Origin of the sequence: Mycobacterium sp. IDR2000157661, assembly GCF_022317005.1 — a bacterium.
In the GTDB taxonomy this organism is placed as follows: Bacteria; Actinomycetota; Actinomycetes; order Mycobacteriales; family Mycobacteriaceae; genus Mycobacterium.
Genome location: NZ_CP081006.1, coordinates 252,159 through 278,735, shown reverse-complemented (window position 1 = coordinate 278,735; position 26,577 = coordinate 252,159). Strand labels below are relative to the sequence as shown.

At 69.7% G+C, this 26,577-nt stretch carries 28 protein-coding genes; 13 read left to right on the top strand and 15 right to left on the bottom strand.

The features are described 5' to 3' along the window. Together K3G64_RS02270 and ybaK are read right to left on the bottom strand one after the other, a co-directional pair. Entirely contained in the window at window positions 1–849 is an 849-nt protein-coding gene (locus tag K3G64_RS02270; protein WP_238888676.1) for an SDR family oxidoreductase, read from the bottom strand. Between the two features lie 58 nt (window positions 850–907). Further along, window positions 908–1,441, bottom strand: a complete 534-nt coding sequence (gene ybaK, locus K3G64_RS02265; protein ID WP_238888674.1) for a Cys-tRNA(Pro) deacylase — start codon at window positions 1,439–1,441, stop codon at window positions 908–910. 181 nt (window positions 1,442–1,622) lie between these two features. Here ybaK and K3G64_RS02260 point away from each other — a divergent pair, with 181 nt between their 5' ends. Further along, the gene (locus tag K3G64_RS02260; RefSeq protein WP_370647154.1) at window positions 1,623–2,348 is read left to right on the top strand and encodes a sigma-70 family RNA polymerase sigma factor; all 726 of its coding nucleotides are present in this window, start codon (window positions 1,623–1,625) and stop codon (window positions 2,346–2,348) included. After that, the gene (rsrA, locus tag K3G64_RS02255; RefSeq protein ID WP_238888670.1) at window positions 2,345–2,671 is read left to right on the top strand and encodes a mycothiol system anti-sigma-R factor; all 327 of its coding nucleotides are present in this window, start codon (window positions 2,345–2,347) and stop codon (window positions 2,669–2,671) included. Before K3G64_RS02260 ends, rsrA begins: the two co-directional genes overlap by 4 nt. A gap of 8 nt (window positions 2,672–2,679) precedes the next feature. Here rsrA and K3G64_RS25620 read toward each other — a convergent pair whose 3' ends face one another. Next, window positions 2,680–2,754: a 50S ribosomal protein bL37 gene (locus K3G64_RS25620; RefSeq protein ID WP_011728008.1), complete on the bottom strand. Its 75-nt coding sequence runs from the start codon at window positions 2,752–2,754 to the stop codon at window positions 2,680–2,682. A gap of 147 nt (window positions 2,755–2,901) precedes the next feature. Between K3G64_RS25620 and K3G64_RS02250 the strand changes: the two genes are divergently transcribed. After that, window positions 2,902–3,117, top strand: coding sequence for a biotin/lipoyl-binding carrier protein (locus K3G64_RS02250; protein ID WP_014208824.1), 216 nt, complete (start codon window positions 2,902–2,904; stop codon window positions 3,115–3,117). 41 nt (window positions 3,118–3,158) lie between these two features. Then, entirely contained in the window at window positions 3,159–4,646 is a 1,488-nt protein-coding gene (locus tag K3G64_RS02245) for a sensor histidine kinase (RefSeq protein ID WP_238888668.1), read from the top strand. A gap of 139 nt (window positions 4,647–4,785) precedes the next feature. Here K3G64_RS02245 and whiB1 read toward each other — a convergent pair whose 3' ends face one another. Beyond that, entirely contained in the window at window positions 4,786–5,040 is a 255-nt protein-coding gene (gene whiB1 / locus K3G64_RS02240) for a transcriptional regulator WhiB1 (RefSeq protein ID WP_059165613.1), read from the bottom strand. Window positions 5,041–5,288: 248 nt separating this feature from the next. Further along, window positions 5,289–6,254, bottom strand: a complete 966-nt coding sequence (locus K3G64_RS02235; RefSeq protein WP_238888666.1) for a diacylglycerol/lipid kinase family protein — start codon at window positions 6,252–6,254, stop codon at window positions 5,289–5,291. Between the two features lie 40 nt (window positions 6,255–6,294). Here K3G64_RS02235 and K3G64_RS02230 point away from each other — a divergent pair, with 40 nt between their 5' ends. Then, window positions 6,295–6,720, top strand: coding sequence for a hypothetical protein (locus K3G64_RS02230; RefSeq protein ID WP_238888664.1), 426 nt, complete (start codon window positions 6,295–6,297; stop codon window positions 6,718–6,720). On the opposite strand, the gene K3G64_RS02225 is transcribed toward K3G64_RS02230, so the two are convergent. Genes K3G64_RS02225 through K3G64_RS02215 form a run of 3 tightly spaced genes read right to left on the bottom strand, consistent with a single transcriptional unit; the run spans window position 6,672 to window position 8,853 of the window. Next, entirely contained in the window at window positions 6,672–7,154 is a 483-nt protein-coding gene (locus K3G64_RS02225; protein ID WP_238888662.1) for a GNAT family N-acetyltransferase, read from the bottom strand. The genes K3G64_RS02230 and K3G64_RS02225 overlap by 49 nt on opposite strands. Further along, entirely contained in the window at window positions 7,151–8,245 is a 1,095-nt protein-coding gene (locus K3G64_RS02220; protein ID WP_238888660.1) for an isochorismate synthase, read from the bottom strand. Before K3G64_RS02220 ends, K3G64_RS02225 begins: the two co-directional genes overlap by 4 nt. After that, the gene (locus K3G64_RS02215) at window positions 8,242–8,853 is read right to left on the bottom strand and encodes an acid phosphatase (RefSeq protein WP_238888658.1); all 612 of its coding nucleotides are present in this window, start codon (window positions 8,851–8,853) and stop codon (window positions 8,242–8,244) included. The genes K3G64_RS02220 and K3G64_RS02215 overlap by 4 nt, the downstream gene beginning before the upstream one ends. Before the next feature lie 50 nt (window positions 8,854–8,903). On the opposite strand from K3G64_RS02215, the gene K3G64_RS02210 reads away from it, so the two are divergent. After that, on the top strand, window positions 8,904–9,707 hold the full coding sequence (locus K3G64_RS02210; protein ID WP_238888656.1) for a ParA family protein: 804 nt from the start codon (window positions 8,904–8,906) through the stop codon (window positions 9,705–9,707). Here K3G64_RS02210 and K3G64_RS02205 read toward each other — a convergent pair. Next, window positions 9,704–10,921: an Rv3212 family protein gene (locus K3G64_RS02205; RefSeq protein ID WP_238888654.1), complete on the bottom strand. Its 1,218-nt coding sequence runs from the start codon at window positions 10,919–10,921 to the stop codon at window positions 9,704–9,706. The two genes, K3G64_RS02210 and K3G64_RS02205, sit on opposite strands and share 4 nt — an antisense overlap. 18 nt (window positions 10,922–10,939) lie before the next feature. Then, window positions 10,940–12,397, bottom strand: a complete 1,458-nt coding sequence (locus K3G64_RS02200) for a DEAD/DEAH box helicase (RefSeq protein ID WP_238888652.1) — start codon at window positions 12,395–12,397, stop codon at window positions 10,940–10,942. 243 nt (window positions 12,398–12,640) lie between these two features. Between K3G64_RS02200 and K3G64_RS02195 the strand changes: the two genes are divergently transcribed. Further along, complete coding sequence (locus K3G64_RS02195; protein WP_238888650.1) at window positions 12,641–13,336, top strand: ferritin-like fold-containing protein; 696 nt, start codon at window positions 12,641–12,643, stop codon at window positions 13,334–13,336. Window positions 13,337–13,341: 5 nt separating this feature from the next. On the opposite strand, the gene K3G64_RS02190 is transcribed toward K3G64_RS02195, so the two are convergent. Further along, window positions 13,342–14,124, bottom strand: coding sequence for a hypothetical protein (locus K3G64_RS02190; protein WP_238888648.1), 783 nt, complete (start codon window positions 14,122–14,124; stop codon window positions 13,342–13,344). 234 nt (window positions 14,125–14,358) lie between these two features. Here K3G64_RS02190 and K3G64_RS02185 point away from each other — a divergent pair, with 234 nt between their 5' ends. Then, on the top strand, window positions 14,359–14,607 hold the full coding sequence (locus tag K3G64_RS02185; protein WP_238888646.1) for a DUF3107 domain-containing protein: 249 nt from the start codon (window positions 14,359–14,361) through the stop codon (window positions 14,605–14,607). On the opposite strand, the gene K3G64_RS02180 is transcribed toward K3G64_RS02185, so the two are convergent. Beyond that, window positions 14,594–15,259, bottom strand: a complete 666-nt coding sequence (locus K3G64_RS02180; RefSeq protein ID WP_238888645.1) for a TetR/AcrR family transcriptional regulator — start codon at window positions 15,257–15,259, stop codon at window positions 14,594–14,596. The genes K3G64_RS02185 and K3G64_RS02180 overlap by 14 nt on opposite strands. A 173-nt stretch (window positions 15,260–15,432) precedes the next feature. Between K3G64_RS02180 and K3G64_RS02175 the strand changes: the two genes are divergently transcribed. The 3 genes from K3G64_RS02175 to K3G64_RS02165 all read left to right on the top strand — a co-directional run bounded on the left by K3G64_RS02175 (window position 15,433) and on the right by K3G64_RS02165 (window position 18,660). Beyond that, a complete protein-coding gene (locus K3G64_RS02175) occupies window positions 15,433–16,473 on the top strand; it encodes a DUF3152 domain-containing protein (RefSeq protein WP_238888644.1) in 1,041 nt (346 codons plus the stop codon). A gap of 117 nt (window positions 16,474–16,590) precedes the next feature. After that, window positions 16,591–17,769 (top strand): adenylyltransferase/sulfurtransferase MoeZ, encoded by a 1,179-nt coding sequence (gene moeZ / locus K3G64_RS02170; protein WP_238888642.1) that lies wholly within the window; start codon window positions 16,591–16,593, stop codon window positions 17,767–17,769. A 36-nt stretch (window positions 17,770–17,805) separates the two neighbouring features. After that, window positions 17,806–18,660, top strand: coding sequence for a TIGR02569 family protein (locus K3G64_RS02165; RefSeq protein WP_238888640.1), 855 nt, complete (start codon window positions 17,806–17,808; stop codon window positions 18,658–18,660). On the opposite strand, the gene K3G64_RS02160 is transcribed toward K3G64_RS02165, so the two are convergent. Beyond that, the gene (locus K3G64_RS02160; protein WP_238888639.1) at window positions 18,657–18,953 is read right to left on the bottom strand and encodes an MGMT family protein; all 297 of its coding nucleotides are present in this window, start codon (window positions 18,951–18,953) and stop codon (window positions 18,657–18,659) included. The two genes, K3G64_RS02165 and K3G64_RS02160, sit on opposite strands and share 4 nt — an antisense overlap. 2 nt (window positions 18,954–18,955) lie before the next feature. After that, window positions 18,956–19,789, bottom strand: coding sequence for an alpha/beta fold hydrolase (locus K3G64_RS02155; protein WP_238888638.1), 834 nt, complete (start codon window positions 19,787–19,789; stop codon window positions 18,956–18,958). 6 nt (window positions 19,790–19,795) lie between these two features. On the opposite strand from K3G64_RS02155, the gene K3G64_RS02150 reads away from it, so the two are divergent. Together K3G64_RS02150 and K3G64_RS02145 are read left to right on the top strand one after the other, a co-directional pair. Further along, complete coding sequence (locus tag K3G64_RS02150; RefSeq protein WP_238888637.1) at window positions 19,796–22,912, top strand: ATP-dependent helicase; 3,117 nt, start codon at window positions 19,796–19,798, stop codon at window positions 22,910–22,912. Next, complete coding sequence (locus K3G64_RS02145; protein ID WP_238888636.1) at window positions 22,912–26,178, top strand: ATP-dependent helicase; 3,267 nt, start codon at window positions 22,912–22,914, stop codon at window positions 26,176–26,178. Before K3G64_RS02150 ends, K3G64_RS02145 begins: the two co-directional genes overlap by 1 nt. On the opposite strand, the gene K3G64_RS02140 is transcribed toward K3G64_RS02145, so the two are convergent. Beyond that, window positions 26,175–26,570, bottom strand: coding sequence for a DoxX family protein (locus K3G64_RS02140; protein ID WP_238888635.1), 396 nt, complete (start codon window positions 26,568–26,570; stop codon window positions 26,175–26,177). The genes K3G64_RS02145 and K3G64_RS02140 overlap by 4 nt on opposite strands. Window positions 26,571–26,577: the final 7 nt, after the last annotated feature.

Sequence of the window (26,577 nt, the reverse complement as noted above, 5' to 3'; positions counted from 1 at the left end):
TCAGGGACCCGTGTATCCCGGCGGGTTCGGCGTGTCCACCCACAGGTCGACTCCGAGTTCGGCGCCGGGCACGCAGTCGTAGACCGACAGATCGGTGACACCCGACTCGAGCAGCACGTCCTCGCAGAGCAACGACTGACCGGTGTAGTCGCGAGCCGGCTTGTTCATGATCACGTAGGCCGCATCGGCGTAGACGTCGGGCTTGCGGGCGCGGCCCATGGCCTCGTCGCCGCCGAGCAGGTTCTGCACCGCGGCGGTCGCCACCATGGTGCGCGGCCACAACGTGTTGGAGGCCACGCCCCGGTCGCGCATCTCCTCGGCGATCGCCAACGCACACAACGACATTCCGTACTTGGCCATCATGTACGCGGTGGGTGTGAGCCACTTCGGCTCCAGGCGCACCGGCGGGGACAGCGTCAGGATGTGCGGGTTCTCGCGGCCCAACATGTGCGGGATACACGCCTGCGACACCGCATACGTGCCGCGCACCTGGATACCGTTCATCAGGTCGAAGCGCTTGAGCGGCACATCGGTGATGGAGCCGAGGTTGATCGCCGAGGCGTTGTTGACGCAGATGTCGATGCCGCCGAACTGCTCGACGGTCTTGGCGACGGCGGCGGCGACCGAATCGCCGTCGCGGATGTCGCCGACGATCGGAAGCGCCTGCCCGCCGGCCTCCTCGAGTTCCTCGGCCGCGGTGTAGACCGTGCCGGGCAGCTTCGGGTGCGGCTCGGCGGTCTTGGCGATCAACGCGATGTTGGCGCCGTCTGCGGCGGCCCGCTTGGCGATCGCCAGGCCGATACCGCGGCTCGCGCCGGAGATGAACATGGTCTTCCCGGAAAGCGACATAGCCGTCACCCTATTCGTCGTCGACGGGGACCCGGCGCGAGATCGGACTTATCGCACATCAGACGGGCCGATCCCGTACCGGAACCTGATATCGCGGCGGATAGGCGCGGATGTCGGCGGTCACCGCGTGGGTGAGCCGGACCAGGTCGCGCGGGTGCAGCGCGACGTCCCAGCCCCGCTTGCCCGCACTGCACAGCACGCGGTCCCACTGCAGTGCCGAGGCGTCGACCACGGTGGGCGACGACTTGCGCTGCCCCAACGGTGAGATACCGCCGAGCACGTAGCCGGTGGACCGTTCGGCGGCCGCGCGGTCGGCCATGGTGGCCTTGCCCACACCGAGGGCGGCTGCGGCGGCCTTCAGCGACAACTTGGCCGGCACGGGTAACACCGCGACACCCACCCGCCCGTCGGAAAGCGCGATCACCAGCGTCTTGAACACCTGGGCGGGCTCGACCCCCCGCTCCCGCGCCAGTTCCTCCACCGCCTCCTCACCGAACGATTCGCGACGCGGGTCGTGGCGATACCGCAGCACCTCGTGGTCGATCCCGGCGGCCACCAGCGCCGCGATCGCCGGCGTTGCTGCGCGCACCACCCGGTCAGGCTAGTGCGGAGCTGGCGGGGACCGACTAGGTGCAACGGGACCGGCGGGAACAACACCGCCCCGCGGCGCTGTTGTTGACGGTGGTTCCGGTCAGCCACGGTGCGCTTCGCCGAACCGCTGTCGGTCTCAACCTCTACGATTGCGTGAAGGGGGTCAGGTGCCAACGCTGGCCATGGACGTTCCAGTGCGTCAGGCGATACTGCCGGACCTGTCTGGTGGCGTCGCGACAGAAGGGACGGTGTTCCCCACAGTGATCAACTCCGAGACCGACTCCGACGGGTCGGCGGCCGAGCCTGCCGAGCGGCAGGAGACCGACGCCGAGCTGACAGCGCGGTTCGAGCGCGACGCGATTCCGCTGCTCGACCAGTTGTACGGCGGCGCGCTGCGCATGACGCGCAACCCCGCCGATGCCGAGGACCTGCTGCAGGAGACGATGGTCAAGGCCTACGCCGGCTTCCGCTCCTTCCGCGAGGGCACCAACCTCAAGGCCTGGCTGTACCGCATCCTGACCAACACGTACATCAACAGCTACCGCAAGAAGCAGCGACAGCCGGCGGAGTACCCGACCGAGGAGATCACCGACTGGCAGTTGGCGGCCAACGCCGAGCACTCCTCGACGGGGCTGCGTTCGGCCGAGGTGGAGGCGCTGGAGTCGCTTCCCGACAGCGAGATCAAGGAAGCGCTGCAGGCCCTGCCGGAGGACTTCCGGATGGCGGTGTACTACGCCGACGTGGAAGGCTTCCCCTACAAGGAGATCGCCGAGATCATGGACACACCGATCGGCACGGTGATGTCCCGGTTGCACCGGGGCAGGCGGCAGCTTCGCGAGTTGCTGGCCGATGTCGCCCGCGACCGCGGGTTCATCCGGGGACAACAGATCGAGGAGGTGTCGTCATGAGCGACGAGCACACTGACTCGCCGTCGTCGGAGTCGGCCCACGAACGCTGGCGTCCGCCGCTCGGTCCCGTCGACCCCGAACACCCCGAATGCGCTGCGGTGATCGCCGAGGTGTGGACGCTGCTCGACGGCGAGTGCACGGCCGAGACCCGCGACAAGCTGCGCCACCACCTCGAGGAATGCCCCGCCTGCCTGCGCTATTACGGCGTGGAGGAACGGGTGAAGAGCCTCATCGCGCGCAAGTGCGGCGGCGATAAGGCTCCTGACGGTCTGCGCGAGCGGTTGCGGATCCAGATCAGCCGCACCACCATAATCCGCGGCTGACCTCGCGCTCAGGCGTTCGGCCGCTTGCCGTGGTTGGCCTTGGAGTGCTTACGGTCGCGCTTCTTGCGGCCACGCTTGGCCATGGTTGTACCTCCGTTTGTTGTGGCTTTTCTCGGCCCGCATCCCGCGGGCGCGGTTGACCCATTCTCGCATGGCCCGGCGACACGACTGCCCACCCCGCGGTGTGGTTCGATGGGGCGGTAGGCGTCCAGCAGGTAAAAGGGGTGAAGATGGCCGAAGACGTTCGCGCCGAGATCGTGGCCAGTGTGCTCGAGGTCGTCGTCAACGAGGGCGATCAGATCGGCGAGGGCGACACCCTGGTGCTGCTGGAATCCATGAAGATGGAGATCCCGGTGCTGGCCGAGGTGGCCGGAACCGTCAGCAAGGTCAGCGTCTCGGTCGGTGACGTCATCCAGGCCGGAGACCTCATCGCGGTGATCAGTTGACCGCGAGCGGATAGTCGATGCTCCGCCGGAAGTGACGATGGATGTCCACCCTCGGTGACCTGCTCGCCGAGCACACCATCCTGCCCGGCCACGCAGTCGACCATCTGCACGCGGTGGTGGGGGAGTGGCAACTGCTCGCCGACCTCTCCTTCGCCGACTACCTGATGTGGGTGCGCCGCGACGACGGCGCCTTCGTCTGCGTGGCACAGGTGCGGCCCAACACCGCCCCGACGGTGCTGCTCGCCGACGCCGTCAGCACCGTGGCCGCCGCCGATGCCATGCCGGTCGTGACCGCGGCGTTCGAGACGGGCTCGATCGGAGTGGGATCGGCTGTCCAGCAACAGGTTTCGTCCGGACTGAACGTCGAGGCGGTACCGGTGCGGTACAAGGACGAGGTCGTCGCAGTGCTGACGCACCAGACCGCGCTCGCCTCGCGAAAGGTCAGCCCGCTGGAGGCCGCGTACCTCGACTGCGCGAGCGACCTGCTGCACATGCTCTCCGAGGGCACGTTCCCCAACGTGGGCGACCTCGCGATGTCGCGGTCGAGTCCACGCGTCGGCGACGGCTTCATCCGCCTCGACGAAGCGGGGGTGGTGGCCTTCGCCAGCCCGAACGCGATCTCGGCGTATCACCGCATGGGCTTGGCCGCCGAATTGGAGGGCCACAACCTGGTCAGCGTGACCCGGCCGCTGATCGGGGACCCGTTCGAGGCGCAGGAACTGGCCAACCACGTGCGCGACTCGCTGGGCGGCGGTTCTAGCATGCGCATGGAGGTCGAAGCCGGCGGCGCCGCGGTCCTGCTGCGCACTCTGCCGCTGGTGGTGCACGGCAGGCCGGTCGGCGCCGCGATGCTCATCCGCGACGTCACCGAGGTCAAGCGCCGCGACCGCGCGCTGCTGTCCAAGGACGCGACCATCCGCGAGATTCACCACCGGGTGAAAAACAACCTCCAGACCGTGGCGGCGCTGCTACGGCTGCAGGCGCGACGCACGACAAACGCCGAAGGGCGCGAAGCGTTGCTGGAGTCGGTGCGACGGGTGTCGTCGATCGCCTTGGTGCACGACGCGCTGTCGATGTCGGTCGACGAGGAGGTCAACCTCGACGAGGTGGTGGACCGGATCCTGCCCATCATGAACGACGTTGCCACGGTGGACAGTCCGATTCGCATCGACCGCGTCGGTGACCTCGGCGTGCTCGACGCCGACCGCGCCACCGCGTTGATCATGGTGATCACCGAACTGGTGCAGAACGCGATCGAGCACGCCTTCGACACGTCGACACGTCAGGGCTGCGTGACGATTCGAGCCGAACGCTCGGCCCGCTGGCTCGACGTCGTCGTCCACGACGACGGCCGCGGCCTGCCCGAGGGATTCAGCCTGGAGAAATCCGATCGGCTGGGCCTGCAGATCGTCCGGACGCTCGTGTCGGCCGAACTGGACGGGTCGCTGGGCATGCACGAGGTGCCCGCCGGCGGTACCGACGTGGTGCTGCGGGTGCCGCTCGGGCGTGCGCGTCGGCCCGCCCAGTAACGGCCCGTATTGCGCAAAACGACCATTGATGTCGCAAATTGGCTCGAAAGCCCCGAAAACCCCGAAACCTGAAAACAGAGAAAAAGTCACGGCCCCGACTTTCGCCGGGGCCGTGAACGAATTCGACTGTGGTCGCGGGCTATACCCCGGTGCGGGCCTTAGTCCTGGCGTTGCGGCGCTTGAGGGCGCGACGCTCGTCTTCGCTCATACCGCCCCACACACCCGCGTCCTGGCCGGACTCCAATGCCCAGGTGAGGCACTCCGTGGTCACCGGGCAGCGGTTGCAGACGAGCTTCGCGTCCGCAATCTGGGCGAGCGCCGGCCCACTGTTCCCCACCGGGAAGAACAGCTCCGGATCCTCGTCGCGACAGACCGCCTTGTGGCGCCAATCCATAAGATCAAACTCCTCGTCAGATACGTCTCGTGTGCGCAGCAGGGCGCACGAGCTTTTCTTCGGCTGTTAACGCGTGCACGTGAAATGTTTTCTGCACTGTTGCTTCGATGCTTGCACAGGCTGGACAGATGTCAATACTCGTGAGTTAACAAGTGCGCAATGTCACTAGCCGGGCGTGTTAGCAAGTCGCTAAATCCGGTGTACTACACTGGATCCGGCTGTGCCCACACCGGCGGGTCGAATCGCTTTCATCGCAGGTCAGACACTGTTTTTGCAGCAGGTGCAACCACGCCCATGGCGTCGGGGACCGACGTGAACACCATGGAGTCCCGCTCGCCCGCGTAGTCGCCGTCGATCTGGCAGGCCACCGGCATGGAACTCGTCAGCTGCAGCCACGGCAGGTCGTCGTCGCGTATCAGGTGCTTGCCGGTGATCCGCGCCTTCTGCGACAGCATCCGTCGCACCAGCCCCAGATTGGCCCAGACGTTCATGCTGGTCGTGGCGAAGACACCCAGGCCCGTCTCGAAGGTCGTCGCCGGATTGGTCCACACCGGGCGGGCGTTGGCGTAGGTCCACGGGCTCGCGTTCGACACGAACGCGAAGTGGACGCCCTCGACGGGGTCGCGGTCGGGCAGGTGCAGCGTCAATGACGGCTCCCGGCGGGCGCTGGCCAGCACCTCCCGGATGGCGACCCGGATGTAGCGGGACGCGGTCACCGTGCGGCCCCTGGCCCGCTGAGCCTCGACGGCCGCCACCACGTCGCCGTCCACCCCCATCCCGGCGGTGAACACGCCCCACCGCTCGCCGCAGTTCATCAGCCCGATGCGGCGCCACCTGTGGCCCCCGCGGTACTCCGAGAGCAGGTCGATCAGCTGGTTGGTGGCGTCGATGGGGTCCGGGCTGATGCCCAGTGCGCGGGCGAACACGTTGGCCGAACCGCCGGGCACGACCCCCACGGCGGGCGCCTCAGCGCCGGGCCCGCCGACCTCCAGAACGCCGTTGACCACTTCGTTGACCGTGCCGTCGCCACCGTGCACGATCAGCACGTCCACGTCACCGCGGGCAGCGTCGCGTGCGATCTCGATGGCGTGTCCGCGATGATCGGTGTGGACGACGGTCAACTTGACGCGGCTTTCCAGCGCGTGGGCAAGCAGATCGCGGGTGGCCCGGGTGGTCGAGGTGGCATTGGGGTTCACGATGAGCACGGCACGCACGAGCGTCGAGCCTAGCCCGTGAACCTTTACGCTCGGGGTTGTGAGCGTTCCGTCGCCGACGACCGTGCGGCAAGCCGCTGTCCTGGTAGCGCTCGAGGGCGCCGCCGCAGTGGTGGCCGCTGTGGTCTACGTTGTCAGCGGTCTGGCCGGCCCAGAGGAGCCCGGACTCAACAAGTTCGGCACCGCGGGTTGGTTCGTCATCATCGGCGGTGGCGTGCTGGCGGCGGCCTGGGCACTGTGGACGGGCCGGCGCTGGGGCCGCGGCATCGCGGTGTTCGCGCAGCTGCTGCTGCTACCGGTCTCCTATTACGTCGCCGTCGGATCGCAGCAGTGGGTCTACGGCATACCGATCGCGGTGATCGCGATCGCCACGCTGGCCATGTTGTTCAGCCGCTCAGCGATCGAATGGGTGGGTGCTCAGGATCCGTCGGCCAGCGCCGACAGTGCCGGACCCGACACCCGGTAGGTGATCCAGTCGGTCTGCGGCTCACCGCCGACGGCGTCGTAGAGGGCGATGGCGTCGGCGTTCCAGTCCAGCACCGCCCAGCTCAGCCGGCTGTAGCCGTTGTCGACGCACTCGCGGGCCAGCGTGGACAAGATCTTGCGGGCCAGTCCACGCCTGCGGTACTGCGGACGCACGAACAGATCCTCCAGATAGATGCCGGCCACGCCGTCCCAGGTGGAGAAGTTGCGGAACCACAGCGCTGCGGCGGCGGCGCGGCCGTCGACCTCGACGAGATGGCCCGCCACGGTGACCGGGTCGTCGAACAGCGCCCGGCGCAGCTGTTCCGCGGTGACGCTGCACTCGTGGGCCGCGCGCTCGAACTCGGCGAGCTCGTGGATCATCGCGGTCAGCTCGGTCTCGTCACCGGGTCGCACCCGGCGGATCACCTCGCTCACGGTGCCACGCCGAGCGCGTTGAGGATGGTGGTGAATTTCGTTGTGGTCTCCGCGACTTCGTCGTCCGGGTCGGATTCGGCCACGATGCCGCCGCCCGAATACGCCTCGGCGGTGCGACGGTCGGCCGACAACTGTGCGCACCGGATGGCCACCACCCAGCGGCCGTCGCCGCGCTGGTCGCACCAGCCGACGGCACCGGCATAGAACCCACGGTCACCCTCCAGGCGGCCGATCAACTCCGCGGCCTCGGTTGCCGGTACGCCGCCCACCGCGGGGGTCGGGTGCAGTGCCAGGGCCAGATCCAGAGCAGTGGTCGACTTGTCCCGCAGCCGGCCGGTCACCGGTGTGGACAGGTGCCAGACGGCATCGGTCTGGCGCAGCTGCGGTTCGGGCGCGACGTCAAGCTCGGTGCACAGGGGTGCAAGCACCTCGCGGATGGCGTCGACCACCAACTGGTGTTCGTGCCGGTTCTTGGCCGATGTGGCCAGCGCCGCACCGCTGGCCGCATCGGCGTCCGGATCGGCCAGCCGCGCCGCCGAGCCGGCGAACGGTGAGCACATGACCTGCTCGCCGCGGCGGGCCACCAGAAGTTCGGGGCTCGCGCCCACCAGCACGGTTCCCGAGTAGCCCCCGCCCGCCGCGGTCAGGTCGACGAGGTAGCCGTTGGCGCCGGGGTCGGCGCCGACCAGGCGGTGCAGCACCGTCCGCGCGTCGAGCGGTCCGTCGGCGGTCAACCGCAATGCCCGGGCCAGCACCACTTTGTGCAGCCCGCCGGCCGGATCGCGCAGCCGGGTCAGTGCGGCGGAGATCCGCGCGCGGTGTTCGTCCGGCTCGGGCCGCGTCTCGGTGACCTGCACCGTCGGCATCATCCGCAGCGGCCATGCCGGCAGCGCGTCGAGGAACTGCACCGCCTGGGGGCGGATCAGGGCGGCGGGCTGGGCCGTGTCGAACGGCAGCGCGCCCACCACCAGGGGCGTGCTGTGGGAGGCCAGTGCCGCGCGCGCGTCGGCCACGCTGGCGAACGCGGTGTGCACGCCGTCGGCGACGACGGCGCCGCGGGCGGCCAGGACAAAGGACGGCTCGCGGGTCACCGGGGCTTACACGGATCCTGGTGGCCGGTCAGGCCCTGGGCGATGATCTGGCGGACGGCGTGCTCGAAGCCGAGGACCGCGATGGAGGCCGGCGCCATCGCGAAGCGGATGCCGCTGGACACCGGCAGTTCCACCCAGCGCGCGATCACCGAGCGCGAGAAATGCGCATGGCCGACGAACACGACGTCGCGCGACTTCATGTGTTGCAGCGCCAACTCGACGGCACCGTCGGCGCGTTCGGTCACCGCGGCGACGCTCTCGCCGCCCTGGGCGCCGTGCGTCCAGACCAGCCAGTCGGGAACCGTCTGGCGGATCTGCGGCGTGGTCAGCCCTTCGTAGTCGCCGTAGTCCCACTCCTGCAGCAGCGGGGACACCTCGTCGACGGTCAGCCCGGCCAGTTGGGCGGTGCGCCGGGCGCGACGCAGCGGGCTGCTCATCACCAGCGGGTTGTCCAGCTCGAGCCCGGCGAGCGCCTCGGCGGCCAATCTGGCGCGCTGCTCGCCGGTTTCGGTCAGGTCGAGGTCGGTGTGGCTCGTGTGTTGACCGCTCTTGGACCACTCCGTCTCGCCGTGCCGAAGCAGGACGAGGCGGTGCCGCAGGACGCTCACGGTGACTGATTCTGCCGCACGTCCCGTCGTGGCGTTCGGGCCGTGCAACGATGAACACCGTGACGCGGGTACTTGTGGTCGCCAATCAAAAGGGTGGGGTCGCCAAGACGACGACGGTGGCTTCGCTGGGTGCGGCGATTCAGGAGAAGGGCAAGCGGGTCTTGGTCGTGGACCTGGACCCACAGGGGTCGCTGACTTTCTCGCTGGGTCATGACCCCGACAAGCTGCCGGTGTCGATCCACGAGGTGCTGCTGGGCGAGGTCGAACCCGACGTCGCGTTGCTCGAGACACCCGAGGGCATGACGCTGCTGCCTGCCAACATCGACCTGGCCGGCGCGGAGGCCATGCTGCTGATGCGGGCGGGGCGCGAGTACGCGCTGAAACGGGCACTGTCCAAGATCGGCGGGGAGTACGACGTGGTGATCGTCGACTGCCCGCCGTCGCTGGGCGTGCTGACGCTCAACGGGTTGACCGCCGCCGACGACGTGATCGTGCCGCTGCAGTGCGAGACGCTGGCGCACCGCGGCGTCGGGCAGTTCCTGCGCACGATCGCCGACGTGCAGCAGATCACCAACGCCGAGTTGAAACTGCTCGGCGCCCTGCCGACGCTCTATGACTCGCGCACCACGCACAGCCGCGACGTGTTGCTCGACGTCGCCGATCGCTATGACCTGCCGGTGCTGGCGCCGCCTATCCCCCGTACGGTGCGGTTCGCCGAGGCCAGTGCGTCGGGTGCGTCGGTGTTGTCCAGTCGCAAGAACAAGGGCGCCTTGGCCTATCGCGACCTGGCGGCCGCGCTGCTCAAGCACTGGAAGAGCGGCAAGGATCTGCCGACGTTCGCCCCGGAGATCTAGGCCCGGCCGAGCGCGACGACCTCTTCGCCGCGGTGTTCGAGCAAGGTCGGACCTGCCACGGCGGGCACCACCGGCCCGGATGTCTTGGGTCGTGCCAGCGGGATGTGACGTTCGCCCCGCCCGGTCTGCGGGTCGAACACGTCGTAGCCGTCGGTGACGGGCACCAGCAGGCGCCCCGCCATGATCGTCGCGGGACCGAGCGGCACATTGCGGCCGGCCGCCGTGACCGTGTACAGGTACCGCAATCCGTTGGCGGAGAACACCAGAACGCTGTCACCGGTCCACCAGGTGATCAGCTCGCCTGCCCGTGACATGGTCGCCTGCGGCGACGGCGGCTTGGCCAGGGGCGTGCTGGCGACGGTCGCGCCGGTCTCGTCGACGATGTCGACCGTCGGCTTGGGCGTGGGCACGTAGACAGCGGTGGTGGTGCCGGCGACCGCAACCACCACGGCTCCGGAGTCGTCTGCCACGCCCGGCTGCGGCACGTACCGCAGGTCCGGCGTGTCCTCCTCGTCGGAGGGGCGCAGCAGTGTCAGCCGCAGGTCGGGCTCGTGCGGACAGGCCTCCAGCACCGACACCGCCTCCGAACTAGCCGCCGACGACACCAGCCGGCACAGCGGTGTGATCGGCGTGCCTGGCTTGATGGGCGCGTCGAGCGCGCCGTAGCTGAGCATGCGGACCATGTCCGAGCGCCACAGCTCCAAGCGGTTCTCGCCGGCCGCGAGCACAGTGGTGCCGTCCGAGGACAGCGTCACCTCGTCGTCGGCGTAGGAAGTCCGGGCCGGACCCCGCATCCCGGTCTTCGCGTCGATCGTGCTGACCTGGCCGCATCCGCGCACATCGGGATACACCGCGACGGCGTACTGGTACACCCAGCTCACCCCGCACAGTTCGAGATCACGCGCATAGGTCCACAGCGTGTCACCGGTCGCGTGGTCCCGGCCCTCGACGGCGCGGCCGTCGCCGGTCACCACCGCGCCACCGACCACCAGCGGCAGCGATGTCTTCGCGCTGGGCGCGGTCCACAGCCGGCGCAGCGACTCCGGAACCGACGTCGCCGGGCTCAGGCTGGGCACCGGCTCGGCGGCGGGCTCGCTGATCGTCGCGCGCGCGTCGCTGGTCCACCAGATCAGCGCGGCCGCCACGGCTACGACCGCGGCGATCGCCACAGCCGCCACCACGTCGTTGCGGGTGCGGCGTTCGGGCCTGACCATCGGGGTAGCGGGCTCCTGTCAGCCGGCGCTGGGCGCGGTATTGCGTGGGCGACGGCGACGCCGGCGCCGGGCCGGCTGTTCGCCGTCGGCGGCCTCACCGGCGTCGGTGGTCGGCTGCTCGGCCCCGGTGGCCCCGGGATGGCCGGTGACGGGCTTGCCGCCTCGGGTGCGGCGCCGGCTGCGCGTGTTGTTGCGGGCCGGGCGCTCGGCCGACTTCTCGGCGGGGGCGCGCTTGGCCGCCGACCGGACCGGCCTGCCGACGGTGCTGGCGGCGTCGGCCGGGATGTTGAGCTCCTCGTAGAGGTGGGGGGAGCTGGAATACGTCTCGGCGGGGTCGGGACAGCCCAGCCCCAGCGCCTTGTCGATCATCTCCCACTTGACCAGTTCGTCCCAGTCGACCAGCGTCACCGCGATGCCGGTCTTGCCGGCGCGCCCGGTACGGCCGATGCGATGCACGTAGGCCTGCTCGTCCTCGGGGATCTGGTAGTTGATGACGTGGGTGATGTCGTCGATATCGATGCCGCGGGCGGCCACGTCGGTGGCGACCAGCACGTCGATGTCACCGGTGCGGAACGACTTGAGCGCCTTCTCCCTGGCGCCCTGGCCCAGGTCGCCGTGCACGGCCCCGACCTTGAACCCGCGCTCGCCGAGCTCGTCGGCGACCTTCTGCGCGGTGCGCTTGGTACGGGTGAAGATCATCGTGGCACCGCGGCCCTCGGCCTGCAGGATGCGGCTGACCATCTCCACCTTGTCCAGCGCGTGGGCGCGGTAGGCGAACTGCTCGGTGGTGTCGTGGGTGGCCGCCGAGTGGGGCGCTTCGGCCCGGATGTGCGTCGGCTGGTTCATGAACGTGCGGGCCAGCGTGATGATCGGGTCCGGCATCGTGGCCGAGAACAGCATCGCCTGCCGTTCGTCGGGGATCTGGCGCAGGATGCGCTCGATGTCGGGCAGGAAGCCCAGGTCGAGCATCTCGTCGGCCTCGTCGAGGACCAACATCGACAGGCCGCCGAGCTGCAGGTGGCCCTGCTGGGCCAGGTCCAGCAGCCGGCCCGGGGTCCCGACGACGACGTCGACGCCCTTCTGCAGCGCCTCGATCTGCGCCTCGTATGGGCGGCCGCCGTAGATGGAGGTCACCGAGAGCTTGCGGTCACCGACCCGCAGGTGCTTGGCCGCGGTGGCCAGGTCGCCGAAGACCTGCAGGCACAGCTCGCGTGTCGGCACGACGACCAGGGCCCGCGGGATGCCCGTCAGCGGGCGCTCGGCATCGGTGGTGATGCGCTGCAGCAGCGGCACCCCGAACGCCAGCGTCTTGCCCATACCGGTGCGGGCCTGGCCGATCAGGTCGTCGCCGGCCAGTGCCAGCGGCATGGTCAGCTCTTGGATGGCGAATGGATGTTCCTTGCCGTCTTCGGCGAGTGCCCGGACGATCTCCTCGCGGACTCCGAGTTCGGCGAAGGTGGGATTGAGGTGCGTCATACGCTTGGGAATAGCCTTTCAGTTGTCGATCCTCGTTGCGTCACGCGCGCACGAGTTCGACGAAGCTATTGCCAGTTAAGCCCGAAGCCCTGCGCTGAGGTAGGCGGGCCGACTGCGTGCACGCACATTTCCACGGCAGCTGGAGTCGGCTTTCACGCCGTCTCGGTGTCGCTGCCTTCGACCATGGTACCTGGCCCGCCTCGCCGGGCGGTCGACGCGCCGGACGGCGTTTAGAGTTGGGCCATGAACTCGACGCCGCGCGCAGCGGAGCAGAGCGACTCGGTGAACCCGGATGTGTCGGCCGATCACCCCGGTGTCACCGAACTGTTCGCGCTCCTCGCCTACGGCGAGGTGGCGGCGTTCTACCGGCTCACCGACGAGGCGCGGATGGCGCCCAACCTGCGCGGACGCATCAACATGGCCTGCATGGCGGCCGCCGAGATGAACCACTACGAGGTGTTGCGCGACGCGTTGGAGCGGCGCGGCGTCGACGTTGTGCCCGCGATGACCAAGTACGCGTCGGCGCTGGAGAACTACCACCGGCTGACCACGCCGAGCACGTGGCTGGAGGCCCTGGTCAAGACCTATGTCGGTGACGCGCTGGCCGCGGACTTCTACCTGGAGATCGCGGGCGCGCTACCCGATGAGGTCGCCGACGTGGTGCGCGCGGTGCTGTCGGAGACCGGCCACTCGCAGTTCGTCGTCGCCGAGGTGCAGGCCGCGGTGACCGCCAGCGACAAGCAGCGGCACCGGCTGGCCCTGTGGTCGCGGCGCCTGCTCGGCGAGGCGATCACGCAGGCCCAGTTCGTGCTGGCCGATCACGACGAACTCGTCGACCTGGTGATGGCCAGCGGCGAGGGCCTCACCCAGATGACGGAGTTCTTCGACCGGTTGCAGCGCACCCACGCCTCGCGCATGGAGGAGTTGGGTCTGGCCTGATCGGCCTACCGGGTGCAGGTGGTGATCATCGAGTTGTTGTTCTGCGCGGTGATGAGTGTGCCGGCGGCGTCGGTGATGCTGCAGTTCAGCTGACCCGCGACGCTCGTCGCCGTCACCGACTTCAATTCCACTCCGGGATCCAGCACGACGGTCTTCGCCCACGGCAGCGCGACGTTCACGTCGGTCTGCAGTGCGCCCCGCTGGTCGGTGTAGATCACCGTCACCAGGTCGATCAGCTGCCGGTTACCGGTGACCCGGTAGGTGATCGTGCGTGGTGACGGGGCGGGCGGCGGTGCCGCTGCGGGGGTGGGCGCGGGGGTCGGATGGACGGTCGTTTCGGCCGTCGGGCTGACGGTGGTGACCGTCTCCGGCGGCAGCGCGGGCACCGCGGGCGCCGGTGTGGCCGCAGACGGCGCAGCCGACGTCGTGGCGGGCCCCGCGGAGGTCGTCGGCGCCGCCGACGTGACGGTGGCCGCCACCGATCCGCTGTCGCCACCGCCGAGGATCACCCCCGTCGTGCCGACCGCGACGAACAGGATGACCCCGGCGATACCGGCGATCCACATCCAATGCCGGTCGAGGCGTTCTTCGTCATAGCGCTGCTGATCGAAGTCGCTGTAGTCGTCGAATTCGTGCAGGCTGTCGTAGCCGTCCGAGTAGTCGTCCGGGCCATGACCCGAGCCGTAACCCGGACCGGCGTCGTAGGCCGGCGTCTCGTCGGGATAGATGCGGATCCGTTCCGTCGGCGTCAGCGAGTACGGAGAAGAAGCGGTATAAGGCCTGTTCATGAGGGTTTTCCCGGGGTCGTCGATGGCGCAATGACACTTGCCGCGCCCGATGCTATCGAGGTGGAAGTGACAGATGAGGTTCAGCCGGTTGTGTGTCGGTAACGGTCCGGACTCGGTTCGGTCGCCGTGCGGGAGGCCTCATCCGGGCGCGAACTCACCGCAGGCGCGGGGTCGGCGGCGCGTCCACTAGCCTTCTGAGGCAGAGCAAGTCGACCAACGGAAAGGGACCGGGGCGTGGAGGTCAAGATCGGTGTCACGGACAGCCCGCGCGAGTTGAGCTTCAACAGCGCGCAGACACCCACCGAGGTGGAGCAGTTGATCACCGACGCGCTGGCCAACGACACGCGGGTGCTCGCTCTGACCGATGAGAAGGGCCGGCGCTTCCTGGTGCAGGCGGCCAAGATCGCCTATGTCGAGATCGGCGCGGCAGATGTGCGCCGGGTTGGCTTCGGCGTGGGGGCGCAGTCGGCTACGACCGGGTGAGCGGCACGTGTGACAGGCCGCCCCAGGCGAACTGCACGGTGCCCTCGACCGCGTCGTCCTTGGTGATCGGCCGTTCGTTGTTGAGCCAGTAGCGCGCCGAGTCGACGCTGATCGCGACCAGGCCGACGGCGATCATTCTGGCCCGGTGCGCCTCGAGTCCCGAATCGCGGCTGATCAGGTCGAACACGGCATCCGTGCACGCCTCGGTGGCGACTTTCACCTGGGCGGCGACCTGCGGTTCGGTGACGTAGTCGTTCTCGAAGATCAGCCGGTAGCCCTGGCTGTCGTGTTCGATGAAATCGAAGAACGCATGCACCGCAGCGCGCAGTCGCTGTCGGTTGTCGGTGGTGGTGCGCAGCGCCTGCCGCACGCCGGACACCAGGTTCTCGACGTGCTTGGCCAGCACCGCGAGGTAGAGCTCAAGCTTCGACGAGAAGTGTTGGTACAGCACCGGTTTGCTCACTCCGGCGCGATCGGCGATCTCGTCCATGCCCGCGGCGTGGTAGCCGCGGTCGACGAAGATCTCGCTGGCGGCAGCGAGTAGCTGGCCGCGGCGTTCGTCCCGCGGCAGCCGGTTGCCACGTCGGTTCACCACGTCGCCGCTGCCCGGCTGCGCGCCCCTCCGCGCGGCGGTGTTGGCGAGATCGCTCATCACTTCCTTCGTCTGGCGTCAGCTGGCCTGGTTTCGCAACGACACTACTACCGTCGCCGCGCCCTGCACGGTAGGCCGGGCACCCTGCCCGGGTGGCGCGCCGGGAGCTTGCCGGCCCCGGCCTGTGTCATCCTGTTCTGCGTGACGTACGACCTCCGCACGCGAAGAGGATGATGGAGTCAGGGCGTCGCGGGGGCTCAGGAGTTCGAGGGGGTGTACCCGCCCTGCGCAGTGAGTGGCGCGAGCCGTTGCGCGCCCAGCGCGACCCGCTCGCCGAGGACTCGGGCCGCGTCCGCTCAAACCGCGAAGAGCACCGTCGCGTCCGCAAGCAGACCTGGCTCGGGCGATTCATCTCGACATACGGCTGGCGCGCCTATGCCTTGCCGATCCTGATCGCGGTCACCGCCGTGGTGGTGTACCAGACGATCACCGGGACCAGCGCGCCCGCGTCGAAGGAGTCCGAGGGGCCGGTACAGGGACCGCCGACCATCGGCGTCGCCTCCACCGCGATCATCGGCGCCCCGCCCAGGGGCCTCGCGGAGTTCGACGCGAACCTGCCCACCGGGATCCTGCCGGAGGGTGGTCCGTTCACCGAGGTGGGCGCCAAGACCTGGCACGTCGTGCCGGGCACCGCGCCGCAGGTCGGCCAGGGCACCGCGAAGACGTTCACCTACACCGTCGAGGTCGAGGACGGGATCGACACCGCGACGTTCGGCGGCGACGACGGTTTCGCCCGGATGGTCAGCGAGACGCTGGCCAACCCCAAGAGCTGGACCCACAACCCGCAGTTCGCGTTCACCCGCGTCGACGCGGCTTCGGGGGTGCAGCCGGACTTCCGGGTGTCGCTGAGCACACCGATGACGGTCCGCGAGGGGTGCGGCTACGACATCCAGCTGGAGGCCAGCTGCTACAACCCCGCCTACGCCGGCGGCCAGCCGCGGGTGTTCATCAACGTGGCGCGCTGGGTCCGTGGCGCCGTTCCGTTCCAGGGCGACGTCGGCTCCTATCGGCAGTATCTGATCAACCACGAGGTGGGTCACGCGATCGGCTACCAGCGGCACGAGCCCTGCGGCGGCCAGGACCAGTTGGCGCCGGTGATGATGCAGCAGACCTTCTCGACCAACAACAACGACGCGGCGAAATTCGACCCGCAGTCCGTGCAGCCCGACAACGAGACCTGCAAACCCAACCCCTGGCCGTACCCCATCGCCTGAGCGCGTCCCCCACTCCCGCGAGGGCTGCGGGAAGCGCCGGGGTCTCGTTGCTGTTGCACCCGGTACCTGATGTGATGGTCAGGAGTCCAACAACCAACGTGAATCGAGGACAACACGGTGTCCACACCGTTGCCGCCGCTGGTGGAACCGGCGGCCGAACTGACACGTGAGGAAGTCGCGCGCTACAGCCGCCACCTCATCATCCCCGACCTCGGACTGGACGGTCAGAAGCGGCTCAAGAACGCCCGGGTGCTCGTCATCGGCGCCGGCGGGCTGGGTTCGCCGACCCTTCTGTACCTGGCGGCCGCCGGTGTCGGCACCATCGGCATCGTCGAGTTCGACGTCGTCGACGAGTCGAACCTGCAGCGCCAGATCATCCACGGCCAGTCCGACATCGGACGATCGAAGGCCGAGAGCGCCCGCGACTCCGTCCTCGAGGTCAATCCGCTGGTCCAGGTGAACCTGCACGAGTTCCGTCTGGAGCCCGACAACGCCGTCGAACTGTTCGGCCAGTACGACCTGATCCTCGACGGCACGGACAACTTCGCCACCCGTTACTTGGTCAACGACGCCGCGGTGTTGGCGGGCAAGCCGTACGTGTGGGGCTCGATCTACCGCTTCGAGGGCCAGGTGTCGGTGTTCTGGGAGGACGCCCCCGACGGTCTGGGCCTGAACTACCGCGATCTCTATCCCGAGCCCCCGCCGCCGGGAATGGTGCCGTCGTGCGCCGAAGGCGGCGTGCTGGGCATCCTGTGCGCCTCGATCGCGTCGGTGATGGGCACCGAGGCCATCAAGCTGATCACCGGCATCGGGGAGCCGCTGCTCGGCCGGCTGATGGTCTACGACGCGCTCGACATGACCTACCGGACGATCAAGATCCGCAAGGACCCGGCCACACCGAAGATCACCGAGCTCATCGACTACGAGGCGTTCTGCGGCGTGCTGTCCGACGAGGCCACCCAGGCTGCTTCGGACGCGACGATCACCCCGCGCGAGCTCAAGGAACTGATGGATTCCGGCAAGCCGCTGGCGCTGATCGACGTGCGCGAACCCGTCGAGTGGGACATCAACCGCATCGAGGGCGCGCAACTGATCCCGAAGGGCGCCTTCGAGTCGGGTGAGGCGCTGTCGCGGCTGCAGGTCGACCGGACTCCGGTGTTCTACTGCAAGACGGGTGTGCGCTCGGCAGAGGTGCTGGCCATCGCGAAGAAGGCCGGCTTCTCCGACGCCATGCACGTGCAGGGCGGAATCGTCGCCTGGGGAAAGCAACTCGAACCCGACATGGTGATGTACTAACGGCTGGTTTGCCGGTCCTCGGCTTAGGCTGAGGTGGTGACTGTCGAGCGGCCGCCCGATCATGTGCTGGCGGCCTTCGGGCTGACCGGCGTTCAGCCGGTGCCGTTGGGGTCGAGCTGGGAAGGCGGCTGGCGCTGCGGCGAAGTCGTGTTGTCGATGGTCGCCGACCACGCCCGCGCCGCCTGGTCGGCCAAGGTCCGCGAGACGCTGTTCATCGACGGTGTGCGCCTGGCCCGGCCGGTGCGTTCCACCGACGGCCGCTACGTGGTGGCCGGCTGGCGGGCCGACACGTTCGTTGCGGGCACCCCCGAACCGCGCCACGACGAGGTGGTCTCGGCCGCGGTGCGCCTGCACGAGGCGACGGCCAAACTCGAGCGCCCGCGCTTCTTGACCCAACCGCCCGTGGCGCCGTGGGCCGACGTCGACGTGTTCATCGCCGCCGACCGCGCGGCCTGGGAGGAGCGGCCGCTGCACTCGCTGCCGCCGGGTGCCCGGGTGGCGCCGGGTTCGGCCGACGGGCAGCGCTCGGTCGAGCTGCTCAACCAACTGGCCGCCCTGCGTAAGCCGACCAAGAGTCCGAGCCAGCTGGTGCACGGCGATCTTTACGGCACAGTGCTTTTCGCGGGGACCGCCGCCCCGGGCATCACCGACATCATCCCGTACTGGCGGCCGGCGCCCTGGGCGGCCGGGGTCGCCGTGGTCGACGCGCTTTCCTGGGGCGAGGCCGACGACGGGCTCATCGAGCGGTGGAGCCCGTTACCTGAATGGTCGCAGATGTTGTTGCGGGCGTTGATGTTCCGCATCGCCGTGCATGCGTTGCATCCGAGGTCGACGGCGGCGGCGTTCCCCGGCCTTGCGCGCACCGCGGCGCTGGTCCGCCTGGTGCTTTAGAACTCGTGGCGCACCTCGCGCAGCGGGACCCGTCCGTCTCGTGCGAGCACCCCTTCGGTGCGCAGCATCTCCAGTTGCCGCGTCGTCAGATGCGGCGCCGGACGCCCCGAGGCCCTGATGACCCGGTGCCACGGCAGATCCGCCGAATCCGTGCGCATGATCCAGGCGACGATGCGGGGACTGGAAAGCCCAGCGGCATCGGCGATGTCGCCGTAAGTCGACACCCGTCCGCGCGGGATGGCGGCCACCAGCGCACGCACCGCCTCGATCTGTTCGTCGGTGATCGCCGGCATGGCTAGGCCAGTTGCTCACGGATCAGCGCCGCCGTCTCGACGGGCCGCGCATGTGCGACCATGTGGTCGCAATCCCATTCCGCGAGAGTGAATTTCGCGCCCACCCGATCGGCCAGCGCGGCGATCAGGTCGTCGGTGGCGTACGGCGGCCGGGTGCCGGTGGCCCGGACCACCGTCGTCGGTATCCCCTTGGGCGGCAATGTGACCGGGCGAGCCAGTTCGCTCCAGTAGGAAAGCATCGCCGGTATGCTGATCCGCCAGCCGACCCGGCCACCGGGCAGGTCGATCAGATGCTCGTCGAGTTCGCGGTCCAGTTCGGCCGGGTCCACCTCCCCCCATGATCCGTTGGCCTTCTCGGCGCGCGCTTCGGCGCGGTCGGTGTAGTCGGGGGAGTCGTACATGCTCTCGGCGACGTCGCGCATCCACTCGCCGTCCAAGGCCACCGCGGGGTCGAGCAGCACCAGGCTCGACACCAGCTCAGGCCGGGCGGCAGCCAGGCTCAACGCCACCGCGCCGCCGAACGAGTGGCCGACCACCACGGCGGGACGCCCGGCATCGATCAGCGCGGCCAGCGCCGATGCGTTCGCCTCCAATGTCCACGGCGCCGCCCACGAGGAGCGGCCGTGGCCGATGAGATCCGGTGCGGCGATGGAGAGGTCGGCCAGGTGTCCGGTCGCCAGCGTCTGCCACCGCCTGCCGTGTCCGGTCAGGCCGTGGATCGCCACCACCTGCGCGGAGTCCTCGGGGCCGTACCGGTACACGTGCAGGAGCTCGGTCACGACCGTGATGCTGCCAGCCTCGCCGGACGGCCGCTTGTCGGACCCCCGTGGTGTCATGCGTTCATGTCCGCACCGCACACCGACCTGACCCCGGCCACGCTCACCGGACCGGGTTCGCACGGCGTGGTTCGGGTCATCGGGGGCGCAGGCACCGGCAAGAGCACCCTGCTCGTGCGGTCCGCCGTGTCGCATATCGCCGCCGGTATGGAACCGGAATCCATTCTGCTGCTGACGGGTTCGGCACGGCTCGGCGCACAGGTCCGCGCCGCGATCACGTCGGCGCTGCTGCAGGCCGGCGGCCGAACGGTGGTGCGCGAACCGCTGGTACGCACGGTGCACTCCTACGCGTTCGCCGTGGTGCGGCTGGCCGCGCAGCGCAATGGTGACGCGCCGCCGCGGCTGATCACCAGCGCCGAGCAGGACGGGATCATCCGCGAACTGCTCGCCGGTGACCTCGAGGACGGCGACCGGTCGGCCGTTGCGTGGCCTGCCCATCTGCGGCCGGCGTTGAGCACGGTCGGCTTCGCGACCGAACTGCGCGACCTGCTGGCCCGCTGCACCGAGCGCGGGGTGGATCCGGTTGCGCTACAACGTATCGGTCGGCGTGCAGGCCGGCCCGAGTGGCTGGCCGCGGGCCGGTTCGCCCAGGCATATGAGCAGATCATGCTGCTGCGCTCGGCGGTCGGCATGGCAGCCCCGCAGGCCACCATCCCCGCTCTGGGGGCCGCGGAACTGGTCGGAGCGGCGCTGGAGGCCTTCGCCACCGATCCCGAGCTGGTGGCCGGAGAGCGCGCCCGGATCAGGCTGCTGCTCGTCGACGATGCCCAGCACCTCGATCCGCAGGCTGCCCGTCTGGTTCGGGTCCTGTCCCAGGGTGCCGCGCTGACGGTGCTCGCGGGTGATCCCAACCAGGCCGTGTTCGGCTATCGCGGCGCCGATCCCGTGCTGCTGCGCGGCGATGGACCCTCGATCACGCTGACGGGCTCGCATCGCTGCGCACCGGCGATCGCCGACACCATCACCGGGATCGCCCGCCGGCTACCGGGCGCCGACGACGGCCGCGTGCTGACCGGTGCGCCGGGGGACCCCGGGTCGGTGGCGGTGCGCATCGCCACCTCGCCCCACGCCGAGTCGGCGTTGATCGCCGACGCGCTGCGCCGGGCACATCTGGTCGACGGGACGCCCTGGTCGGAGATGGCCGTCATCGTGCGTTCGGTGCCGCGGGTGGGGGCCGTTCTCACCAGGACACTGGCGGCCGCCGGGATTCCCGTGGCCGCGCCGGCCCCGACGACGCCGCTGGCCGATCAACCTGCGGTTCGGTCGTTGCTGTCCGTGCTCGCGGCCACGGCGCGGGGACTCGACGCCGAGCTTGCCCACTTGTTGGTGACAGGGCCCATCGGCCGTGTCGACCCGGTGTCGCTGCGCCAATTGCGCCGCGCGCTGCGCCGGGCGGACTCCGCACAACCCCCGCGCAGTGTCGATCAACTGCTGATCGAGGCGCTGGAGACGGGCGTCGACGGTCTGCCCGAGAACCTGCACCGTGCCCTTCGCCGGGTGCAGGCGGTGCTGGAGGCCGCCGGGCGCAGTGCCGCCGACGGCGCCGATCCCCGCTACACGCTGTGGCAGGCCTGGCACCGGTCGGGTCTGCAGCGACGCTGGCTGGCCGCGAGTGAACGCGGTGGTCCTTCCGGCGCACAGGCCGATCGCGACCTCGACGCCGTGACCGCGTTGTTCGACGTCGCCGAGCAGTACGTGAACCGCACCACTGGCGCGTCGCTGCGCGGGCTCATCGACCACGTCGCGGCGCTCGGCCCGCCGGCCCGCGATGAGCGCGCCGATTCCGACGCGGTCGCGGTGCTCAGCGCACACGCGGCCCTGGGACGCGAATGGGAGTTCCTCGTCGTGGCCGGGGTGCAGGAGGGTTTGTGGCCCAACACCGTTCCCCGCGGCGGCGTGCTGGCGACCCAGCACCTGGTCGACGTGCTCGACGGCGTCACCGGCGAGGGTGGCCGCGTGGTGTCGACCCGGGCGCCGTTGCTGGCCGAAGAGCGCCGACTCCTCATCGCCGCGATGGGCCGCGCCCGAAGCCGGCTGTTGGTGACGGCCGTCGACAGCGACAGCGGCGACGAGTCCATGCTGCCATCGGCGTTCTGCACCGAACTTGCCGCCGTCGCCGGTGGCGACCTCGACACCACACCGCCGGTCACCGCTCCGCGGGTACTGACGCCCGCCGCACTGGTCGGTCGGCTTCGGGCGGTTGTGTGTGCCTGCGACGGAGCGATCGACGACGCGCAACGCTTCTGTGCGGCAATCCAATTGGCCCGGCTTGCGACGGCCGGGGTGGCCGGCGCCGATCCGGCTCAGTGGTACGCGAGGACGCCCGTGTCCACCGCCGAACCGTTGTGGGGCGGCGACGAGCACACGGTGACGCTGTCGCCGTCGACGCTGCAGATGCTCAGTGACTGCCCGCTGCGCTGGCTGCTGGAGCGCCATGGCGGCAGCGACGGCCGCGACGTGCGGTCGGCGGTGGGATCGCTGGTGCATGCGCTGATCGCCGACCCCGCCACGACGGAGAGCACGATGCTGCGCGATCTCGAGAAGGTCTGGGGCAAGCTGCCGTTCGATTCGAACTGGTACGCCGACAACGAACTGGGCAGGCACCGCGCCATGGTTTCGGCGTTCGCACAGTGGCGCGCCCAGACCCGCGGGGAACTGACCGAGGTCGGCACCGAAGTCGCCGTCGACGGCGTCATCGAGGGTGGGGACGGCCGGCCGCAGGTCCGGGTGCGGGGCCGGGTCGACCGGCTGGAACGCGACGTTGAGGGCAGGCTCGTCGTGGTCGACGTCAAGACCGGCAAGAGCCCGGTCAGCAAGGACGACGCCCAGCGCCACGCCCAGCTCGCCATGTACCAGCTGGCGATCGCCGAAGGTCTGGTGGCCCAGGGCGACACCGCGGGCGGCGGACGCCTGGTCTATCTCGGCAAGGTCGGCGCATCCGGAGTGGCCGAACGCCAGCAGGACCCACTTACGGCCGACGGTCGCACCGAATGGCGCGAGACCGTGCACAAAGCGGCGGCCGCCACCCAGGGGCCCGACTTCGTCGCGCGGATCAACGACGGCTGCACCCACTGTCCGGTGCGGGCGATGTGCCCCGCCCAGGCGGCCCGTGGTGGCCGATGATGACGCCGCGCTACAGCCCATCGGAACTCGCGGTCGCGCTCGGCCTGTTCGCACCGACCGACGAGCAGGCCGCCGTGATCGCCGCGCCGCCGGGACCGCTGGTCGTCATCGCGGGCGCAGGCGCAGGCAAGACGGAGACGATGGCCGCGCGGGTGGTGTGGTTGGTCGCCAACGGCTACGCCCGCCCGGGCGAGGTGCTGGGCCTGACCTTCACCCGCAAGGCCGCCGGGCAATTGCTGCGGCGCGTCCGCACCCGCCTCGCCCGGCTCTCCGGTGCCGGCCTTGTCACGGCCCCGGCAGAATCGGGAGACGAACCGCCGACCGTCAGCACTTATCACGCCTTCGCCGGCAACCTGCTGCGTGAGCACGGCCTGCTTCTGCCGGTGGAGCCCCACACGCGGCTGTTGAGCGAGACAGAGCTGTGGCAGTTGGCGTTTCGGGTGGTGTGCGACCACCCCGCGCTCGAAACCGACAAGACCCCAGCGGCCGTCAGCTCGATGGTGTTACGGCTGGCCGGTCAGCTCGCCGAGCACCTGGTCGATACCGAGGAGCTTCGCGACACCCACGTCGAGCTGGAGCGTCTGGTGCACGCCCTGCCTGCGGGGCCGTATCAACGCGACCGCGGGCCCAGCCAGTGGCTGCTGCGGATGCTCGCCACTCAGACCGAGCGCACGGAGCTGGTGCCGCTCGTCGACGCCCTGCACGAGCGGATGCGCGCGCAGAACGTGATGGACTTCGGCATGCAGATGGCCTCGGCCGCGCGACTGGCCGAGAACTTCCCGCATGTCGGCGAACACCTGCGCAGCCGGTACCGGGTGGTGTTGCTCGACGAGTACCAGGACACCGGCCACGCACAACGCGTCGCGCTGTCGTCGCTGTTCGGCGGCGGGGTCGACGACGGCCTGGCGTTGACCGCGGTCGGCGACCCCATCCAGTCGATATACGGGTGGCGCGGCGCCTCGGCCACCAATCTGCCGCGGTTCACCACGGACTTCCCGCGCTCGGACGGCAGCCCGGCACCGACGCTCGAGCTGCGTACCAGTTGGCGCAACCCGCCGCGGGCGCTGCACCTGGCCAACGCGGTGTCCCAACAGGCGCGACGGCGTTCGGTCGCTGTGCGTTCGCTGCGGCCCCGACCGGACGCCCAGCCCGGCACCATCCGGTGCGCGCTGATGAACGACGTTGCCGCCGAACGTGAATGGGTGGCCGGCCACATCGCCGACATCTATCACGGCGCGCGTGGGCAGGGTGCGACGGCGCCGACCGCCGCGGTTCTGGTGCGGCGCAACGCCGACGCCGCCCCGATGGCGGACGCACTGACCGCACGCGGCGTGCCGGTCGAGGTCGTCGGCCTGGCGGGGCTGCTGGGGGTCGCCGAAGTCGCCGACGTGGTGGCGATGCTTCGGTTGGTCGCCGACCCGACCGCGGGCAGCGCGGCCATGCACGTGTTGACCGGTCCACGGTGGCGACTGGGGGGCCGCGACATCGCTGCGCTGTGGCGGCGCGCGGTCTCGCTCGACAGCGGCGCAACCGAGGGTCTCAGCGCCACCGACCGCATCGTCGCACAGGCGTCACCCGACGCCGACACCTCCTGCCTGGCGGAGGCGATCACCGATCCCGGTGCCGCAGTAGCGTATTCGTCGACGGGGTACCACCGCATCGTGGCGCTGGCCCGGGAGTTGACCGCGCTGCGCGCCCACCTGTCGCACCCGCTGCCCGAATTGGTCGCCGAGGTGCGCCGCATACTCGGCATCGACACCGAGGTGCGCGCGAGCCGCCCGGTGTCGGCCGGGTGGTCGGGCGCCGAGCACCTCGACGCGTTCGCCGATGTGGTAGACGACTTCGCCGCTCGCGCGGGTGCCGACCTACCCGGACTGCTGGCCTACCTCGAAGCCGCCGAACAGGTCGAGAACGGTTTGGCTCCCGCCGTGGGGGCACCTCTCCCGCGAAGCGAAGGGGGAACGTCAACCGCCGGCGACCGGGTGCAGATCATGACCATCCACGCGGCGAAGGGACTGGAGTGGCAGGTGGTCGCGGTGCCGCACCTGAGCGGGCGGGTGTTCCCCTCCGGCGGGTCGGCCCGCACCTGGCTCACCGACGCCGGCGACCTGCCGCCACTGCTGCGCGGTGATCGGGCCACGATGTCCGAGCACGGCGTTCCGGTGCTCGACACCTCCGATGTCAACGACCGCAAGCGGTTGGCTGACAGCATCCACGAGCACAAGCAGAGTCTCGAGCAGCGCCGCGTCGATGAAGAACGCCGGTTGCTGTATGTTGCGCTCACCCGCGCGGAGGACACGCTGCTGCTCAGTGGTCACCATTGGGGGCCGTCCGAAAGCAAGCCGCGCGGCCCGTCGGAGTTCCTCTGCGAGCTCCGTGACATCATCGAGCGGTCGGCCGACGCAGGCGACGCGTGCGGCGTGATCGAGCACTGGGCCCCCCCACCGCCCGACGGTCAAGCAAACCCGCTGCGCGACAACGTGGTCGAAGCGGTATGGCCGGTCGACCCCGCCGGTACCCGCCGGTCCGACGTCGATCGTGGCGCGGACCTGGTGGCGGCCGCGATGTGCGACGACCTCGCCGAAGTACCTGTCGACTCCCTCGAGGGCTGGGCCGCCGACGTCGACGCGCTGCTGGCCGAACGGGAGTCGGTGACCGAACGGCCCGTCCCGCCGCTGCCCGCTCAGCTGTCGGTCAGCACACTGGTCGAGCTGGGCCGAGACCCAGACGCGGTCGCCCAGCGGCTGCGCCGGCGGGTACCTACCCGACCCGATCCGCACGCGTTGCTGGGCACCGCATTTCATGACTGGGTGCAACGCTTCTACCACGCGGACCGGTTGTTCGACCTCGACGACCTGCCCGGGGCGGTCGACCACGCCACCGCGGTGGCCGACGAACTCGAAGAACTGCAGGCGGCATTCGCGGTGTCGGGGTGGGCGGCCCGCACACCGGTCGACGTCGAGGTGCCTTTCGACATGGTCCTCGCCGGGCGGGTGGTGCGGGGGCGCATCGACGCGGTGTTCGCCGACGAGGACGGCGGCGTCACCGTGGTCGACTGGAAGACCGGCGATCCCTCGGCCACACCGGAGGTCAAACAGCAGGCTTCCGTTCAGCTTGCGGTGTACCGGCTGGCGTGGTCCGCGCTGCACGCCATCCCGGTCGAGAAGGTGCGCGCGGCGTTCCACTACGTGCGCACCGGGACCACCGTCACCCCGGACACCCTGCCCGACGCCGACGCGCTGGCCCGATTGCTCGACGTCGCTTAGGACTCGCGGTAGATCTTCAGCGCCGTGGTGATCATCGGGATCTGCAGCGGCAGCCGAGCGATGGCGATCGCCCGCATCGGCCACGGCTTGTGCCACCACAGTCGGCACATGTTGAAGTTGCCCGGCCACACCGCCAGAAACAGCGCCGCGGCCGCCGCCGCTCCGGCCTTCCGGGTCCGCGGAGCGGCCAGGGCGGCCGCGACCCCGATCTCGGCCGCCCCGGACGCGTAGGTGTAGAACCTCGGCGTCCCCGGCAATTCGGTGGGGATGATGCCGTCGAACGGTTTGGGAGCAAGGAAGTGCAGTGTTCCGATGCCGAACAGCATCGCGGCCATCCGGGCGGCCGGCGTGATGCCGGTGACGCGCCGCAGTGCGGCGGGAAGCGAGGTCATGAGTACA

Coding starts and splice junctions, on each gene's coding strand:
- K3G64_RS02140 (WP_238888635.1), bottom strand. CDS start 26,570: ATGACCTCGCTTCCCGCCGCACTGCGGCGCGTCACCGGCATCACGCCG.
- K3G64_RS02205 (WP_238888654.1), bottom strand. CDS start 10,921: ATGGTCAGGCCCGAACGCCGCACCCGCAACGACGTGGTGGCGGCTGTG.
- K3G64_RS02210 (WP_238888656.1), top strand. CDS start 8,904: ATGAACACCGTGACGCGGGTACTTGTGGTCGCCAATCAAAAGGGTGGG.
- whiB1 (WP_059165613.1), bottom strand. CDS start 5,040: ATGGATTGGCGCCACAAGGCGGTCTGTCGCGACGAGGATCCGGAGCTG.
- K3G64_RS02180 (WP_238888645.1), bottom strand. CDS start 15,259: ATGAGCGATCTCGCCAACACCGCCGCGCGGAGGGGCGCGCAGCCGGGC.
- K3G64_RS02145 (WP_238888636.1), top strand. CDS start 22,912: ATGACGCCGCGCTACAGCCCATCGGAACTCGCGGTCGCGCTCGGCCTG.
- K3G64_RS02245 (WP_238888668.1), top strand. CDS start 3,159: ATGTCCACCCTCGGTGACCTGCTCGCCGAGCACACCATCCTGCCCGGC.
- K3G64_RS02175 (WP_238888644.1), top strand. CDS start 15,433: ATGGAGTCAGGGCGTCGCGGGGGCTCAGGAGTTCGAGGGGGTGTACCC.
- K3G64_RS02195 (WP_238888650.1), top strand. CDS start 12,641: ATGAACTCGACGCCGCGCGCAGCGGAGCAGAGCGACTCGGTGAACCCG.
- K3G64_RS02150 (WP_238888637.1), top strand. CDS start 19,796: ATGTCCGCACCGCACACCGACCTGACCCCGGCCACGCTCACCGGACCG.
- K3G64_RS02190 (WP_238888648.1), bottom strand. CDS start 14,124: ATGAACAGGCCTTATACCGCTTCTTCTCCGTACTCGCTGACGCCGACG.
- K3G64_RS02160 (WP_238888639.1), bottom strand. CDS start 18,953: ATGCCGGCGATCACCGACGAACAGATCGAGGCGGTGCGTGCGCTGGTG.
- K3G64_RS02155 (WP_238888638.1), bottom strand. CDS start 19,789: ATGACACCACGGGGGTCCGACAAGCGGCCGTCCGGCGAGGCTGGCAGC.
- K3G64_RS02200 (WP_238888652.1), bottom strand. CDS start 12,397: ATGACGCACCTCAATCCCACCTTCGCCGAACTCGGAGTCCGCGAGGAG.
- K3G64_RS02260 (WP_370647154.1), top strand. CDS start 1,623: ATGGACGTTCCAGTGCGTCAGGCGATACTGCCGGACCTGTCTGGTGGC.
- K3G64_RS02250 (WP_014208824.1), top strand. CDS start 2,902: ATGGCCGAAGACGTTCGCGCCGAGATCGTGGCCAGTGTGCTCGAGGTC.
- K3G64_RS02270 (WP_238888676.1), bottom strand. CDS start 849: ATGTCGCTTTCCGGGAAGACCATGTTCATCTCCGGCGCGAGCCGCGGT.
- rsrA (WP_238888670.1), top strand. CDS start 2,345: ATGAGCGACGAGCACACTGACTCGCCGTCGTCGGAGTCGGCCCACGAA.